Source organism: Microbulbifer maximicatervae (SeqCode) (assembly GCF_056232625.1).
In genome coordinates this window covers 3,948,276-3,962,953 of sequence record NZ_CP174324.1, presented here as the reverse complement: position 1 = coordinate 3,962,953, position 14,678 = coordinate 3,948,276, and the positions used below count along the sequence as shown (strand labels likewise).

Sequence of the window (14,678 nt, the reverse complement as noted above, 5' to 3'; positions counted from 1 at the left end):
CTCTGCACCTTGCCGTCGGCGGGGGAATCTCCTATCTTCTTAGGGCCTTCGGGATCAGCAATAAAGCTGGCTATCACGGCAACAGTAACCAAAGGATTCTTGGAGATGCTGGAAAATTGTAAATCTGCGCGCGAGCGCTGGGGTGGCGTCAGTGAAATCATTGACCGCTGGCTACAGTCCCGACAAATCCTGCTGGTAAGTTACTACCATCTATCTGAGAAGAAAGAATTTAACGATGGGGATTCGGAGACCGAGAACGGTGTTCGTCATCTTTGCCAGTTGCTGGTGGACTACGTCTCTGCGGGACACTTTGAGGTATACGAACAGCTCATACTTGAAGGCCAGGCTTTTGATGATAAACAGGGGCTGCAACAAGCGCGGGAACTCTATCGGGATATTGATGTGACCACTGATGTCGCTGTCGATTTCAATGATAAGTACCAGGAAACCGACGATCTATCCAGCCTGAACCCGGACTTGTCACAGCTGGGGGAAGCACTGGAAACCCGCTTTAGTTCCGAGGATCGAATGATCGCACTTTTGCACACAGCCCATAAAAACCAGCTGGTCTAAAAAACTGAATTCATCATTGTAAAGGCGATGGGAAGCCGGCGCCTTTAATCGAATATTTTTGCTGTTGATTTTTCAGGGTAAAAAATAAAGGCGCCCACTGGGCGCCTTTATTGAATCCAAAGTAGTAAATTTAATTACTCGCTTTTGGGCTCTTCTTTTTTCTCTTCTTTTTTCTCGGCGCCATCTTCCTTGCCAACATTGGCTTTGTGCAGTTCCACTTCAAAAATCAGCGTTGCGTTAGGGCCGATCTTACCGCCTGCACCACCCGGGCCATATGCCAGCTCGGAGGGGATGTAAAGCTCCCACTTGGAACCCTCTTTCATCAGTTGCAACGCTTCGGTCCAACCCTTGATAACACCATTAACCGGGAACTGGACCGGCTCACCACGGGCGTAAGAGCTATCAAACTCTTCACCATTAATCAGGGTACCCTTGTAGTCCACTTCAACAGTGCTGTTCTCGCTGGGCTGGCCGCCGGAACCCTCAGTAATCACTTTGTACTGCAGGCCGGAATCAGTGGTAACAACACCATCTTTCTTGGCATTCTCTTCGAGGAAGGCTTTTCCTTCCTGCAGGTTTTTATCAGCAGTCTCTTTGAATTCTTTCTCTTGCTGAGCCAGCATTTCCTGCTGCTTCTTCTGCATTTGCTCTTGGAAGGCAGCGATAGTTTGCTGCTTTTCTTCTTCAGTCAAACGGGATTCATGGCCGCTGGAGACATCCTTAAGAGCCATCATCACCACTTGGGGATCTAATTTCACATCCTGAGCTTCAAGGCGCTTCGCCATATCTTCGGCAATGATGTAGCTGACCTTCTTCTCCTGGGTGTCCAGGGCAACTTCTTTTTCCTGCTTAGATCCCTGTTCGTTACAGCCGGTCAGCGCCAGGCCAAGGGCAATTGCTGCAGCCAAAGGGTATTTATTCATGGGTGTTGTCTCTTTGTCCGTATTGCGTTGAATGATTCGCGCTTGACCCTGGGTCAATGCCTGCGGCGGCTTATCAAGTAATCCTGATTCGGCCCTTAGCCTCCAGGCGCACCTTTTCCGCCAGTCCGCTCAAGTCTAACCTAAGGCGACTGCAAGTGCATACCGATGACGCGCACACTGTGCAGGACACCACATTCCACCTTAAGGTTCCAGGGACCAGCGAGAAAAAAATACATTTACAGCACTATTTTCGCTGCTTACGGCATACATTTTTTTTAAAAACAGCGCTATTATCGACCAGTCGCCGGTTATTGTTCCGGACTGTTTGAGGTGCTTTTCAGTTTCAGAACAATTTACAGTGTTCAGATCCCCGATTTAAATATGTCTATTACATATAGATCTGATCCGTACACTGTCCGGATGTTCCAATTGATAATAAACGTCAGGACATTTACTCATGGCTGCCAAACAAAGAGCTGTCAATTCAGTCGCAGAACTGGAAGCACAAATTTCCAAGCTAACCGTCAAGCTGGACAAAGCCCGCAACAAGAAAGTTACCGATGCCGGCAAAAGTGTTTTAAAAGCCGGAAAAGCACTGACTTCCGCAAAAGAAAAATTAGCTAAAGCGAAAACCAAACTAGTAGACGCTAGAACTGCAGCCAAGACACGAAAGACAGCTGCCACTCAAAAGCGTGTAGAAACCGCCAAGGCCAATGTAGAAAAGCATAACGAAGTACTCCAGCAAGCAAAGGCATCACACGCCGAAGCAAAGGGTACTGAGTCCCAGGCAAAAGCCGAGCTGAAAGCTGCCGAAGCTGTACGTAAGGCCGGTGTAAAAGCAGAAAAACTGCTGAACAAATCCAAGCCAAAAGCCCGTAAAGCTACCACCTCAAAAAAAGTAGCCGCTCCTAAAGCAACCGCAGCAAAGAGTCGCACTAAAGCAAGCACTACCAGCACCACCAAAACAGCGAAAAAGACAGTGGCAAAAAAAGCCACAGAAAAGAAAACTAGTGCCAAGAAAGCGCCGGCAAAAACTGCCGCTGCCACTAAAGCTGTAAAGAAAACTCCCGCAAAGAAAGCCTCCACTGCTGCAAAAAAAGCGCCAGCCAAGAAAGCTTCTACTGCCGAGAAAAAAACTCCAGCGAAGAAAGCTCCAGCTAAAACTACTGCGGCCAAAAAACCAGCGGCGAGCAAACCCTCTACGGAAGCTAAGCCTGCAACAGTCAAGCCAAGCGCAGAAACTCCGAAGGTGAAGGCTGCCAGCAAGCCAGAAACCGTAGAGAAGCCCAAAGACGATTCAAAAACCATGGCTCCAGCTGAGCAGCAGAAACCGATGGATACTCCGCGCCCAGCAGCAACGATTACTCCTAGCACTCCGGCAAACAGCCTGTTTTCTTCGGAGCAACCCAGCGGCGAGTAGTCTCGGGACTCCTCGCAGCCAAATATAGTGCTGCTTAATTGAGCACTGTACTTTTCACGACTGTATTACCGGCGACCCCAGAAAAGTACAGTGCCCAGAGGGGTGTAACAGTGGCTTAACCCGCTGCCCCCCTGTGAGCCAAGTAGCTTTCGATCAGGCCCGCCCAGCGGGCCTGATCTTTTTGCTGCAAACCATATTGCTGGGATGCTAGCTCCAGTGCAGAACGATCCCCCGGCCAGTCCTCAGCATAAATTTTCCACAGCGCAGCCAACTGTAACTGCTCCAGCTTCAATTCATAGCGTTTACACAGTGCGTAGGCCCGCTGGGTATGGGGGCGCAAACTCCCCAACCAACGACGCAGGTGTCGCACACTGCGAATCATTCGCCTGCGCGGCGCAACGCCTCGATCTGCGACTCTCCATCCCTCTTCACTGATTTCCTTGCCACAAACGGCTGTATAGCTCGCCCACAGTAGAAGACACACGTCAGCGCCATTTCTGTCTTGGCAGTCGAGTAGGAACTGTTCGACATCCTGATAGGTATAAAAGTCCAAGCTGAACTGCCAGAGGGGGTTTTCCTTGGGGGAAGATGGAGGTGAAGTATTTGTCACGTTAGAATCCCGACCCTTTGCTGATCGGCATAGTGCCCCAGTCTCTGTGGAGTCCGGGTCTGTTCAATAGCCTAGCATTCATCGGCCTATTCATATGAGGTTTTTCCAGTGATCAATTTACAAGGGGTTTCTCTGCACCGAGGTGAGCGCGACTTGCTTGACAGCGCAGATTGCAGAATCTTCCCCGGCCACAAAGTCGGAATTATCGGTGCCAACGGCTGTGGCAAGTCAACTCTGTTCAAACTGCTGCTTGGACAACTGGAAACCGATGCAGGGCGGGTAGACCTCCCCAGCACCTGGCGTATCTCCCATATGGCTCAAGAGGTAGAAGCTAGTGAGCAGTCAGCACTGGATTACGTTTTAGACGGCGATAGCGAGTTGCGGCTATTGCAAAAGCAACTGGCAGAGGCCGAAGCGAGCGGCGATCCCGACGGTCACAAACTGGCAGAACTGCACGAGCGCATGGCCAGTATTGATGGCTATAGTGGCCCAGCGCGCGCCGCGCAACTCCTCGACGGGCTCGGCTTTTCCCACGAAGAGCAACAGCGCCCCGTTCGCAGCTTCTCAGGTGGCTGGCGTATTCGCCTCAATTTGGGCCGTGCCCTGATGTGCCCCGCAGATCTTATGCTATTGGACGAGCCCACCAACCACTTGGATCTGGATGCCACCCTTTGGCTGGAACAGTGGCTGCAACGCTTCCCCGGTACCCTGCTGATTATTTCCCACGACCGCGACTTTCTCGATGCAGTGGTCGACGGCATTGTCAGTTTTGAACAGCAAAAACTGGTCTTGTACAGCGGCAATTACAGTGCCTTCGAGCGCGCTCGCGCTGAGCGCCTGGCCCAGCAGCAAATACAGTTTGAAAAACAGCAGGCCGAACGCGCACATATGGAAGACTTTGTGCGGCGCTTTCGCGCCAAAGCGAGCAAGGCCAAGCAGGCACAAAGCCGCCTGAAAGCCCTGGATCGGATGGCTCTGATTGCCCCGGCCCATGTGGATTCCCCTTTTCATTTTACTTTGCCATCCTCAGAGAAAACCTCTAATCCGTTAATCGACCTACGCGAGGCGGATATTGGCTATGCCGAAAAAATAGTGGTGAAGAACGTTCAGCTGGGTATTCAGCCGGGTCGCCGTATCGGCCTGCTCGGCCCCAATGGTGCTGGCAAGTCCTCTCTAATCAAAACCCTGGCTGGCACACTCGCCCCCCTCAGCGGCGAGCGCCAATGTGGCGAACACTTGGCCATCGGCTACTTCGCCCAGCATCAGCTGGAAGCACTGGATAGCAACGGTTCCCCGTTGCTGCACCTGCAAAGGCTGAGCCCCGATGCCTCGGAGCAATCGCTGCGGGATTTTCTCGGCGGCTACGGTTTTATCGGCGATCGGGTTTTCGAAACGGTAGGGGGCTTTTCCGGCGGTGAAAAAGCCCGTTTAGCCCTGGCACTACTGGCCTGGCAAAAACCTAACCTGTTGCTTCTCGATGAACCGACAAACCACCTTGATTTGGAAATGCGCCACGCCCTGACCCTGGCGCTGGCGGAGTTTCCCGGTGCCGTCATATTGGTTTCCCACGATCGTCATCTACTGGCCAATACTGCCAACGAATTTATTCTGGTGGCCAATGGCCGCGCCGAACCCTATAGCGGCGACCTTGATGACTACAAACAGTGGCTGCTCGGCTTTAACCGGGAAAAGAAACGCAAAGAGGAGAGCCCCTCCACTGTTTCTGGCACAGAGGAAAAAGCCCCTGAGGATAAGAAGGCCCAAAGGCGCGCCGCCGCCGCTCTACGCGAACAACTGAAGCCCCTGACCAACAAACTCAAAAATATTGAGCGACAGATGGCTACGGCAGAAAAGGCATTGGCCGCAGTACAGGAAAAACTTGCCGATGAAGCGATATATAGCGGCGGCCAGCAGGAAGAAATCGCTCGACTTAATAAAGAGCAGTCGGAGCAGCAGGAATTAATGGAAGAACTGGAAATGGAATGGCTGGAAATTTCTGAGAAGCTCGAAGAAATTCGCGGCGAGTAATTTTATAGAAAATCATTTTAAACAATATCTTCAGCGGGCTTCAGAACTTTTCTGCCGCCCGCTGAAGAAATCGATTTTAGTTGCCCTTAACGAATACAACCGTATTCATCCACTGCAATACCAATCGGTGTATTTGGGCATTGATCGATATAGCTGGGTACACCATCAAAATCTGTATCCAGCGGGCAGCCATCTAATTGCACATCGATTCCCACTGGGGTCTGCGGACATTGATCAGTGGCATCAATAACACCATCGGCATCTTCGTCATACCAAAAATCCGGATATTCAAGCCATTGATAGCCGACCGCCAAGCTGGCAAAACCATCGACACCACCTTCTTCGACCCCCTGGAAAAGCCGTATATCTGCGCGGGCCTGCCAACGGGGCCCCAGGTGATATTTAATTCCCATTCCCACATTCACCATATTTTGCCGGTCATGCCAGTCACAATGGTAAGGCGGGTAGGGATAATGGTGGCCGTCTGGCCGATCCTCAGGGACATAGAATTTCTTACGACAATCCCAAGGATAGGGATAGTATGGGTCGTAGGGATGATCCGGATCATAGACATACTTTGGGTCATCTGGATGCCAGTGTTTTTTACGGTAACGCCGGTCGTAATTAATACGCATTTCACCCAGGCCAAACGCGACATAGGGCTGCCAACAAAAATTACCGCAGAACTGCCCTCCAAATTGATATAGGAGATCTATACGGTAGTTATACACATCTACTTTCTCGGGCGTATCCGCAACACTCACGACGAAATAGTCGACAACCCCTTCCATCGCCCAATGATTTGTCATGTTAAAGCCAAAACCGGCACCGACACCTGAGGTATCTCGCATTTCAAAACCGCGAAATGGTGTGCCTTGTAGGCGGTCGCCATCAAACCAATGCTTACCCCCGTTAACATATAGGTTTAAAGTTCCAACAAAATCAGCACGGACTTCAGAAACTGTAAAGAGTAAGATAAACGGCAGGCTATAGAGAAATGAAAGCAGAGGATCACGCCTTCTCATTAGAAACACCAAGATTCCTTCCTTGATCAACCCCCCAAATTATTATTAACATCAATATCTATTAATAAAAATAATTCGGTTTTGTTTTCGCGATGCTTCCTGAATCCGGTTCTTATTGGAAATAAAATTCGATAATCACAGCACCACTAGAAGCATAGACGGCTAGTGGCGAAAAACAGTAATAAAGACAGGAGAGTTAACCCTTGCTGGCACCCAATATCGATAACTATGTTAGGAACTTGGTTCACCCACAAAACATACAAACCACCTGCTATGTCCCCAAAAGTATCCGTGAGTACGCACAGGACTTCCAAAATAATTCCAATAGCAACAGTAAGTGGTATCACAAGCGCAGTAGTGATGGGCTAACCCGGATCGACCAATTAGTAAGCCAGGCAGTACAAATTCAAACAAATGATTATGGAAGGATTACCCGTGTCGCCAAAGTACTAGTGGAAACCCTATATACCTGGCTTACTGGATTTGATCCCTCCACACCCACCAAGCTACTCGATAGCGATGGAATAACACGCCGTAAAGATGCCGTTTTAGCTTTACTCGGTGGAGCTTACTGCTGGTATCGACAGGCCAGTGAAGCTTTCAGCTCTGAGAGGAGAGCAATATCCAACATCGAAGCCCATTTGGACGTCCCTTTCTCACTATTTAATTACCGATTTAGCCGCAGTGGTTTTAATCTGCACACAGTGACAACGCTGTTATACCGTGGCGATACCCGCCCACCACAGAAGCTGTGGCAAGCCGGGGGATTCTTTCCCTGGATGAATCAAAATGGCCGCTTTGATCCGCACCTGGGTACCGGAGCATCTAACCAAGTCATCTCAACCACTACCAATGCAAATATTGTTGCGCGCTTTGCCTGGCACAACAAAACTTATTGCCCAAAAAGGTATTATTTTGTGCATGGAACAAATGAGGGTGACTTAGCCACTACCGGTTTTATCTATGAGCTCGATAAAAGAAACCACCAATGCGTAGAGGTTTCCACTGTCACCCAGGGACGTGAAGTTGCCTTTATGGCTATTCCCAACCAATTTATTCGCCGCTTTCGCATGCGTTATTTTGCGGGCACCCAAAATAATATTGAACTGTCGGACTGGATGTCCTATGACAGTAACACCATCCGCAACCTGAATGTTGTCGAAGACAAGCGCCGATGGGAAGCGGCCAAGAAAAACTGGAATGAGTTTTTCTAACAATAGAGGTGGGCTGTTGCATGCCACTGGTGCCATGTTAGCACCGGTGGCAAACATCGATCGTCAGTGCGAATTATTCGCCTTTGGACTCTTCAACAGTTGACGCATCTACGTCAGTGGTAGTTAGCGGCGGCGCTTCACCAGGTAACCTGCGGTATACCAGATCCCAAACACCGTGCCCCAGTCTCTGCCCTCGACGCTCAAACTTGGTCTCTGGGCGCCATTCTGGCCGGGCAACATAATCACCCTCACTGGCGGTATTTTCTAGCAGGTTTTCACCCTGCAATACTTCCAGCATATGCTCGGCATAATTCTCCCAATCTGTCGCCATATGCATAAGACCGCCGGTTTTTAACTTGCTGCAAATCAGGCGAACAAATTCCGGCTGCACTATCCGGCGCTTGTGGTGCTTCTTCTTGTGCCAGGGGTCAGGGAAGTACAGCTGGAAACGATCCAGGCTCCCATCGGCAATACAATCGTTTAGGACATCGACCGCATCGGCCATGTAAACACGCAGGTTTTTGATACCTGCCTTGCCGGCATTATTGATCAACCGGCCAACGCCCGGTGGGTGTACTTCAATACCAATAAAATCCTTATCTGGCTCGGCTTCAGCCATGGCCAGCAGGGAATCCCCCATACCGAAACCGATCTCTAACGCCAGTGGCGCCTCGCGGCCAAAGACCTGTTGGCGATCCAGAGGTCCATCAAATAGGGAGAGCCCATACTGCCCCCAATAATTGTCAAAGGCATTGCGCTGCCCCTCTGTCATTCGCCCCGCGCGAATCACATAGCTGCGGATAGATTTCTTCTTAAATTCTGTGCGGTAGGGAAAATCTTCCGCAGATTCGTCTTGCATTGTTCGCGACCTCTTATGCGAAGCGGTTTATATCTTGATATTCTGTTCGGGCTCGGTATCTGAGTGTAAGCCCAGTGAAGGTGGCTACTTAGAGAAATTAAATGCGGCAAAAAACAGGACTACCCAACCGGCAATCATCATCAGCCCACCGAGAGGAGTGATTGGACCTAGCCATCGGGGGCCTCCCAGTGCCAGGGCATAGAGACTGCCGGAGAAGAAGATAATACCAAAAGTAAAAAGAGCACCGCTCAGGGTCAGCGATAAACGGTTTCCCCAGTTTTGCATTAGCAGCACCACACCAAACAGCGCCAGGGCATGAATCATCTGGTACTGGACTCCGGTTTTATAGGCCTCTAGCAGGTTCTCTGCCACTTTACCGCGCAGGCCGTGAGCCCCAAACGCCCCCAGAGCCACACCACTAGCGCCAAAGAGTGCACACAGTAGCAGATAGAGTTTGGCCATTACCTTCCCTTTTTGTTTTACCCTGTGGTGACAGGTATGTCTGTAACAGGCGGGACAAAAAAAACCGCGCTACTGCGCGGTTTTCTACCCGTGTACCAGAATGCCGATTTAGGCTTCCATAGCAGCACGCACTTTCTTCATGGCATTTTTTTCCAGCTGGCGAATTCGCTCAGCGGAAACACCATACTTATCAGCCAACTCATGCAATGTGGATTTCTCCTCACTGAGCCAGCGGGCCTGAATAATATCGCGGCTGCGATCATCCAGTTGTGCCATGGCACTGGCGAGGCTGGTCAAGTTGGTTTCCTGCCAGTTATCCCGCTCAAGCTGGGCGGCCGGATCAAAACTGCGGTCTTCCAGGTAGTGAGCCGGTGCCTGCCAGGCGGTATCGTCATCGTCATCGACACCCGCATCAAAAGCCGCATCGTGTGCAGCCAGGCGGCCTTCCATTTCATGGACCTGGGTGACATCCACATTCAAGTCTTTGGCGACGGCTTTAGCTTCTGCATTGGTCAACCAGGCGAGTTTTTTCTTCTGACCGCGCAGGTTGAAGAATAATTTGCGCTGCGCCTTGGTGGTGGCAATTTTGACAATACGCCAGTTGCGCAGAATAAATTCGTGGATTTCAGCTTTAATCCAATGTACCGCAAAGGATACCAGGCGCACTCCCTTTTCGGGATTGAAGCGTTTGACGGCCTTCATCAAACCGACATTACCTTCCTGAATCAGGTCGGCTTCATTGAGCCCGTAGCCGGAATAAGATTTGGCGATATGCACTACAAAGCGCAGGTGTGACATGACCAGCTGGCGTGCAGCATCGAGATTTTCGCGGTAATAGAGGTCTTCTGCCAGGTGCTTTTCCTGTTCAGCGGTCAGTACGTCAAAACCACTGACGGTCTGGATATAAGCTCCCAGGTTGGCGCCCGGAGACAGCGTATGCACTGGCTGTAGGCTGGTTCCCATTCAGGTCTCTCCTGTCATTATTAGTCGGCCGATATTACCGGCCGCTGCCGGCGGATACTGTATCCGGCGACAAGCTGGACTCAGTGTAGCACTTGCACGGGCAGATAAGAAAGCCCGCCAACAACTACCGTATTCTGTTGTATTTCGCGAAATTAGAGGGGCTTTTTACGCCTCAGGTTCCCTTTGCCAGAACACTTTACCCTTCTTGATCAGACTCATTGGTCAGCGGGGTTCTATCTTGCGAGTGTGTCGCGCTACCGCAAGCCAAGCCCCTAATAGGCCCAGCGAGGAGGCCCCCAAAGTTAATTGAAAGAAGTAACTGGCGCCCGGCCCTCTCAGTTCGAAGCTGCTGCCATAACTTGATGACAGACTCTCAACTGGCCCAGACAACATAGCCACACCACCTGTAAGCAACAGCCACGCCAACAACCCGCCAAATAGCCCATAACAAATGCCACTGTAAAGGAACGGCCGTCGCACAAACGCATTAGTGCCGCCAACGAGCTTTACTACCAGGATCTCCTCCCGACGACTTTCGATATGCAGTCGTATGGTATTGATCACCACCAATACCACTCCCAGCGCCAATAACAGGGCTAGACCTGCGGAGAGACGCTGTCCCAGTTCGGTGATCTGGGCGAGGCGCTGGACCCAGGCAAGATCCAAGACCACTGAATCCGTCAGTGCCTGGGCTCTCAGATTCTCCACCAAAGCCTGTAGTTTATCGCCGTCCTTCGCATCCCTTGGCCGCAGCAACAGCACTGCCGGCAGGGGATTGGCATCCAGGCCAACCAATACATCCCCAAGCCCCGAGGCCTGTTCAAACTCTGCCAGGGCATCTTCCGGGGAGACATAAGTTACCTCCGCGATAGCGGGGTCACTGCGCAATTTGTCGGCCAGGGAATTAACCGCAGCCTGTCTCGCATCTTTGTGTAGAAAAACAGAAATTTGTGGCTGCCCATCCCAACCAGCCACCGCGCGCTGGAAATTCAACAGGCCCAATTGCAATGCCGCCGGCAGGGCCAGGGCAATAGCAATCACCAGCGCCGTCATTGCACTGGCCATCGGTGCGCTAAAAAATCGACTGACAGAGTCGGCGGCCATCTCACGGTGATGCCCCAACCAGCTATTCCATCGATCGCCCAACCCTGTTTGTGCAACAACAGCGCCGGTGCTGCGCACACGTTTGTCTGCGGCAGGGTTGGCCTGTCGTTGCGCTTTAGCTTGGGTGTACTTCACGGCTCGGAACTCCGTCGTATATCAGTTGGCCAGCCTGTAGGGTCAATACCCGTCGGCGCATCCGTGCAATCAGTTCCAAGTCGTGGCTCGCCACCAGCACCGTAACTCCCACTGCGTTAAAGTCGGCGAACAACTGCATAATTTCCTGAGAGAGTGTTGGGTCCAGGTTGCCGGTGGGCTCATCGGCAACCAGTATCGCGGGCTTGTTAACGACTGCGCGGGCAATCCCAACCCGCTGCTGCTCACCACCAGACAACATAATGGGATTTTGCTTTTCCTTGTGCAGCAAGCCGACCTTATCCAGGGCTGCGCGAACCCGACGCCCCACCTCGCGCTTATTGCAACCCGCAACAGACAAGGGCAGGGCAATATTGTCAAAAACGCTGCGGTCAAATAGCAGCTGGTGATTCTGGAAGACAATACCCAGATTGCGGCGGTAGTAGGGGATCTGGCCATTGCGCAGACGGTTGAGATTCTGTCCGGCGACAAGAATACTGCCCTTCGTAGGGCGTTCAATCGCAGTCAGGAGTCTCAGCAAAGTACTTTTACCCGCACCGGAGTGACCGGTGAGAAACACCATATCGCCACGGGGGATTTCCAGACTGACTCGCACCAGGGCATCCTGCCCCGATGCGTAACGCTTGTTCACATTATCGAAAGTGATCACGGCTTCTGTTGTTCTTGTTATTTCCTAGGCGAATTATCAGGCCTTATCGCGGCCAAACAGGGCGGATACGAACTCACGAGCGCGGAATGGCTGTAGATCTTCCGCCTGCTCACCCACACCGATAAAACGCACCGGGATGCCAAAGCGACGAGCCAGGGCAAAGATAACGCCGCCTTTGGCAGTACCATCCAACTTGGTCAGCACCAAGCCGGTAACGCCGGCCGCCTCACGGAACTGAGAGGCCTGGTTAATCGCATTTTGGCCAGTGCCAGCATCCAGTACCAACAGCACCTCGTGGGGCGCGCTGGGGTCCAGCTTGCCCATCACCCGGCGCACCTTGGACAACTCCTCCATCAAGTTGGATTTGGTGTGCAGGCGCCCGGCGGTATCGGCAATTACCACATCGACGCCGCGCGCCTGGGCAGACTGAACCGCATCGAAAATAACTGACGCACTATCGGCACCGGTATGCTGCGCTACAACCGGTACATCGTGGCGCTGCCCCCAAACCTGTAGCTGCTCAACTGCTGCGGCACGGAATGTATCACCGGCAGCCAACATCACCGACTTACCTTCACCGAGAAAGCGGTGGGCCAGCTTGCCGATTGTTGTGGTTTTACCCACACCGTTTACGCCCACTACCAGAATGACGTAAGGCTTCTTGCTAATATCGATTTCCAGGGGAGCATCAACACTATCGAGTAAGTCAGCCAGCTCCTGCTGCAGTGCCTTGTAAAGTGCATCGCCATCGGCCAATTCCCGACGGGATACCCGTTCGGTCAGGCGCTCGACGATCTCGCTGGTGGCCTCAACTCCCACATCTGCCATCAACAGCTGTGTCTCAAGTTCTTCCAGCAGATCTTCATCGATTTCCTTGGCCCCTAGGAACAGGTTTCCCATCCCCTCGACAAACTGGTTGCTGGTGCGGCTGAGGCCGCGACGAATACGCGCAAAGAAGCCCTCTTTCTTTTTGGCTTCCGGTTTCGGCTGCTCTTTAGCTCTGGGTTTTGGAGCTGGCTCGGGTTGAATCGGGGCTGGCTTCTCGGCCTCTTCTTTTATTACAGGCTCTGCTGCAACCACCTGGGGGGCTTCGACAACGGCCTCCGGCTCGCCCGCCGCATCAGCATGCTGCGCCCAGCCGGCACTTTCCTCTTGGGGGACAGAAGCTGGGGCAGTGGGTTTATCGATAGGGGCCTTTGCCTCCTCCAGTGCGGAGGTTTCTCCCTGGGCAGACGACTTTTCCTCTATGTCTGAGGGCATTTTGTCCAGCGCCGAGGGCTCTTTATCTAGCGCTGAAGGCTCTGGGCTCTGCGCCGATGATTCCTCTTCAGACGCAGCAGTGACCTCCGCCTGGGATTGCTGGGGCTCACTTTGTTCGGGCTTGCGCTTCTTCTTTTTGCGCAGGAAGTCAAAAATCATTCGTATGTCCGGATGTACCGCTTGCAGAAAGACGCTAATCTTAGCATCGCTAAGCCCCCAGTAGAGAGTTACCTTGGCCAGAAGTTCATCCCGAAAGCAAAGCCCGCAAAACCTTTCACAGTTACGCATCATTGGCGGACAGTGGCGCGGGCGAAAATTACAGTTTGCCCCAGTGGAGGGCTTGAGACCTACCGGCGACCGACTGCGGGAGGTTCTGTTTAACTGGCTGCAGTTCTACCTGCCCGACGCCCGCTGCCTGGACCTCTTTGCCGGTTCAGGTGCCCTGGGTCTGGAGGCGCTATCCCGAGGCGCCGGCTCGGTAGATTTTGTCGAGCTGAATACTCGCGCTGCGCGAACCCTGGCGGAACAGTTAAAACAGTTAAACGCCCGGGAAGCCAAAGTCCATAACTGTAGTGCAGAAGAGTTCCTCGGAAGTAATGGAAGTAAATACGACCTCGTATTTATCGATCCCCCTTTTGCCGACAATCTTTGGCAGGCAACTCTAGGCGCCCTGTCCGGCCATCTTTCGCAGGATGCATTAATCTATGTGGAAACACCGCGAGACACAGTGGTCGCATCAGTACCTGGCTGGGAACAGGAAAAAGAAAAACGTGCGGGACAGGTGTGTATGCGCTTGTTTCGCCGTGCTGGCCCGGCAGGTTAGGAAAGAATAAAAAGATTCGGTTTTGACCTTAGCCGTAAATTGTTTACCATTCGCATCCCATTCGGCCCGCATTTAAGCCCTGGCGTATGAAAAAAGTCGTCTATCCCGGAACCTTCGATCCCATCACCAATGGTCACTTGGACTTGGTGGAGCGCGCATGCCGCTTGTTTGACCACGTTATCGTGGCTGTGGCTGCCAGCAATCGCAAAAACCCCCTGTTCACCTTAGAGGAGCGGGTAGAACTTTCACAAAAAGTTCTCGGTCACCTGCCCAATGTCGAAGTCATTGGGTTCGATATCCTGCTCGCCGACCTGGTGCGCCAGGTAGATGCTTATGGCGTACTGCGCGGTCTGCGCGCGGTGTCCGACTTTGAATACGAGTTCCAGCTGGCCAATATGAACCGCCAGTTAGCGCCCAATATGGAAAGCTTGTTCCTGACACCGGCAGAACATTTGTCCTACATTTCATCCTCTTTAGTACGTGAAATTGCCTCCCTGGGCGGCGATGTCACCAAGTTTGTTCCGGCTGCTGTACAAAGCGCGCTGGAAGAGAAATTTCGTTAAGCCTGAATCTGGCTATTTCTGATACACTCGAGCGGATTTATCCACAATC

Annotated in this window: 15 protein-coding genes; 6 read left to right on the top strand and 9 right to left on the bottom strand. The window is 52.2% G+C overall.

Annotated elements, in window-relative coordinates:
• Positions 1–105: 105 nt before the first annotated feature.
• Positions 106–573, top strand: coding sequence for a sigma D regulator (rsd, locus tag ACJJI6_RS17270; RefSeq protein WP_413663804.1), 468 nt, complete (start codon positions 106–108; stop codon positions 571–573).
• 134 nt (positions 574–707) lie between these two features.
• Here rsd and bamJ read toward each other — a convergent pair whose 3' ends face one another.
• A complete protein-coding gene (gene bamJ / locus ACJJI6_RS17265; protein ID WP_444906864.1) occupies positions 708–1,496 on the bottom strand; it encodes an FKBP-type peptidyl-prolyl cis-trans isomerase in 789 nt (262 codons plus the stop codon).
• 457 nt (positions 1,497–1,953) lie between these two features.
• On the opposite strand from bamJ, the gene ACJJI6_RS17260 reads away from it, so the two are divergent.
• Positions 1,954–2,916, top strand: coding sequence for a histidine kinase (locus ACJJI6_RS17260; protein ID WP_444911802.1), 963 nt, complete (start codon positions 1,954–1,956; stop codon positions 2,914–2,916).
• Between the two features lie 115 nt (positions 2,917–3,031).
• Here the strand turns inward: ACJJI6_RS17260 and ACJJI6_RS17255 are convergent, their stop codons facing one another.
• The gene (locus ACJJI6_RS17255) at positions 3,032–3,526 is read right to left on the bottom strand and encodes a TIGR02444 family protein (RefSeq protein ID WP_475711381.1); all 495 of its coding nucleotides are present in this window, start codon (positions 3,524–3,526) and stop codon (positions 3,032–3,034) included.
• A 108-nt stretch (positions 3,527–3,634) separates the two neighbouring features.
• Here ACJJI6_RS17255 and ACJJI6_RS17250 point away from each other — a divergent pair, with 108 nt between their 5' ends.
• Positions 3,635–5,554, top strand: a complete 1,920-nt coding sequence (locus ACJJI6_RS17250; RefSeq protein ID WP_475711379.1) for an ABC-F family ATP-binding cassette domain-containing protein — start codon at positions 3,635–3,637, stop codon at positions 5,552–5,554.
• A gap of 86 nt (positions 5,555–5,640) precedes the next feature.
• Here the strand turns inward: ACJJI6_RS17250 and ACJJI6_RS17245 are convergent, their stop codons facing one another.
• The gene (locus tag ACJJI6_RS17245; protein WP_282930654.1) at positions 5,641–6,579 is read right to left on the bottom strand and encodes an outer membrane beta-barrel protein; all 939 of its coding nucleotides are present in this window, start codon (positions 6,577–6,579) and stop codon (positions 5,641–5,643) included.
• Positions 6,580–6,782: 203 nt separating this feature from the next.
• Here ACJJI6_RS17245 and ACJJI6_RS17240 point away from each other — a divergent pair, with 203 nt between their 5' ends.
• Positions 6,783–7,793: a hypothetical protein gene (locus tag ACJJI6_RS17240; RefSeq protein WP_413663809.1), complete on the top strand. Its 1,011-nt coding sequence runs from the start codon at positions 6,783–6,785 to the stop codon at positions 7,791–7,793.
• 73 nt (positions 7,794–7,866) lie between these two features.
• Here ACJJI6_RS17240 and trmB read toward each other — a convergent pair whose 3' ends face one another.
• The 6 genes from trmB to ftsY all read right to left on the bottom strand — a co-directional run bounded on the left by trmB (position 7,867) and on the right by ftsY (position 13,243).
• Positions 7,867–8,652, bottom strand: a complete 786-nt coding sequence (trmB, locus tag ACJJI6_RS17235; protein WP_282930652.1) for a tRNA (guanosine(46)-N7)-methyltransferase TrmB — start codon at positions 8,650–8,652, stop codon at positions 7,867–7,869.
• 84 nt (positions 8,653–8,736) lie between these two features.
• Positions 8,737–9,114 carry a DUF423 domain-containing protein gene (locus ACJJI6_RS17230; protein WP_444895670.1) on the bottom strand — a complete coding sequence of 126 codons (378 nt, stop codon included), beginning with the start codon at positions 9,112–9,114 and terminating at the stop codon, positions 8,737–8,739.
• 108 nt (positions 9,115–9,222) lie between these two features.
• Positions 9,223–10,077 (bottom strand): RNA polymerase sigma factor RpoH, encoded by an 855-nt coding sequence (gene rpoH / locus ACJJI6_RS17225; RefSeq protein ID WP_282930650.1) that lies wholly within the window; start codon positions 10,075–10,077, stop codon positions 9,223–9,225.
• A gap of 222 nt (positions 10,078–10,299) precedes the next feature.
• Positions 10,300–11,316, bottom strand: coding sequence for a permease-like cell division protein FtsX (gene ftsX / locus ACJJI6_RS17220; RefSeq protein ID WP_444915170.1), 1,017 nt, complete (start codon positions 11,314–11,316; stop codon positions 10,300–10,302).
• Positions 11,297–11,983 carry a cell division ATP-binding protein FtsE gene (gene ftsE / locus ACJJI6_RS17215; protein ID WP_282930649.1) on the bottom strand — a complete coding sequence of 229 codons (687 nt, stop codon included), beginning with the start codon at positions 11,981–11,983 and terminating at the stop codon, positions 11,297–11,299. The genes ftsX and ftsE overlap by 20 nt, the downstream gene beginning before the upstream one ends.
• A 36-nt stretch (positions 11,984–12,019) precedes the next feature.
• Positions 12,020–13,243 carry a signal recognition particle-docking protein FtsY gene (gene ftsY / locus ACJJI6_RS17210; protein ID WP_444935144.1) on the bottom strand — a complete coding sequence of 408 codons (1,224 nt, stop codon included), beginning with the start codon at positions 13,241–13,243 and terminating at the stop codon, positions 12,020–12,022.
• 232 nt (positions 13,244–13,475) lie between these two features.
• Here ftsY and rsmD point away from each other — a divergent pair, with 232 nt between their 5' ends.
• Positions 13,476–14,066 (top strand): 16S rRNA (guanine(966)-N(2))-methyltransferase RsmD, encoded by a 591-nt coding sequence (rsmD, locus tag ACJJI6_RS17205; protein WP_444915169.1) that lies wholly within the window; start codon positions 13,476–13,478, stop codon positions 14,064–14,066.
• Positions 14,067–14,152: 86 nt separating this feature from the next.
• A complete protein-coding gene (gene coaD / locus ACJJI6_RS17200) occupies positions 14,153–14,629 on the top strand; it encodes a pantetheine-phosphate adenylyltransferase (RefSeq protein ID WP_282930647.1) in 477 nt (158 codons plus the stop codon).
• The last annotated feature ends 49 nt before the right edge of the window (positions 14,630–14,678 follow it).

What these genes read in the sequence shown, in the direction of transcription:
- ftsY (WP_444935144.1), bottom strand. Translation starts at nt 13,243, where the DNA reads ATGCCCTCAGACATAGAGGAAAAGTCGTCTGCCCAGGGAGAAACCTCC.
- ACJJI6_RS17230 (WP_444895670.1), bottom strand. Translation starts at nt 9,114, where the DNA reads ATGGCCAAACTCTATCTGCTACTGTGTGCACTCTTTGGCGCTAGTGGT.
- rpoH (WP_282930650.1), bottom strand. Translation starts at nt 10,077, where the DNA reads ATGGGAACCAGCCTACAGCCAGTGCATACGCTGTCTCCGGGCGCCAAC.
- rsd (WP_413663804.1), top strand. Translation starts at nt 106, where the DNA reads ATGCTGGAAAATTGTAAATCTGCGCGCGAGCGCTGGGGTGGCGTCAGT.
- trmB (WP_282930652.1), bottom strand. Translation starts at nt 8,652, where the DNA reads ATGCAAGACGAATCTGCGGAAGATTTTCCCTACCGCACAGAATTTAAG.
- ACJJI6_RS17260 (WP_444911802.1), top strand. Translation starts at nt 1,954, where the DNA reads ATGGCTGCCAAACAAAGAGCTGTCAATTCAGTCGCAGAACTGGAAGCA.
- coaD (WP_282930647.1), top strand. Translation starts at nt 14,153, where the DNA reads ATGAAAAAAGTCGTCTATCCCGGAACCTTCGATCCCATCACCAATGGT.
- ACJJI6_RS17245 (WP_282930654.1), bottom strand. Translation starts at nt 6,579, where the DNA reads ATGAGAAGGCGTGATCCTCTGCTTTCATTTCTCTATAGCCTGCCGTTT.
- bamJ (WP_444906864.1), bottom strand. Translation starts at nt 1,496, where the DNA reads ATGAATAAATACCCTTTGGCTGCAGCAATTGCCCTTGGCCTGGCGCTG.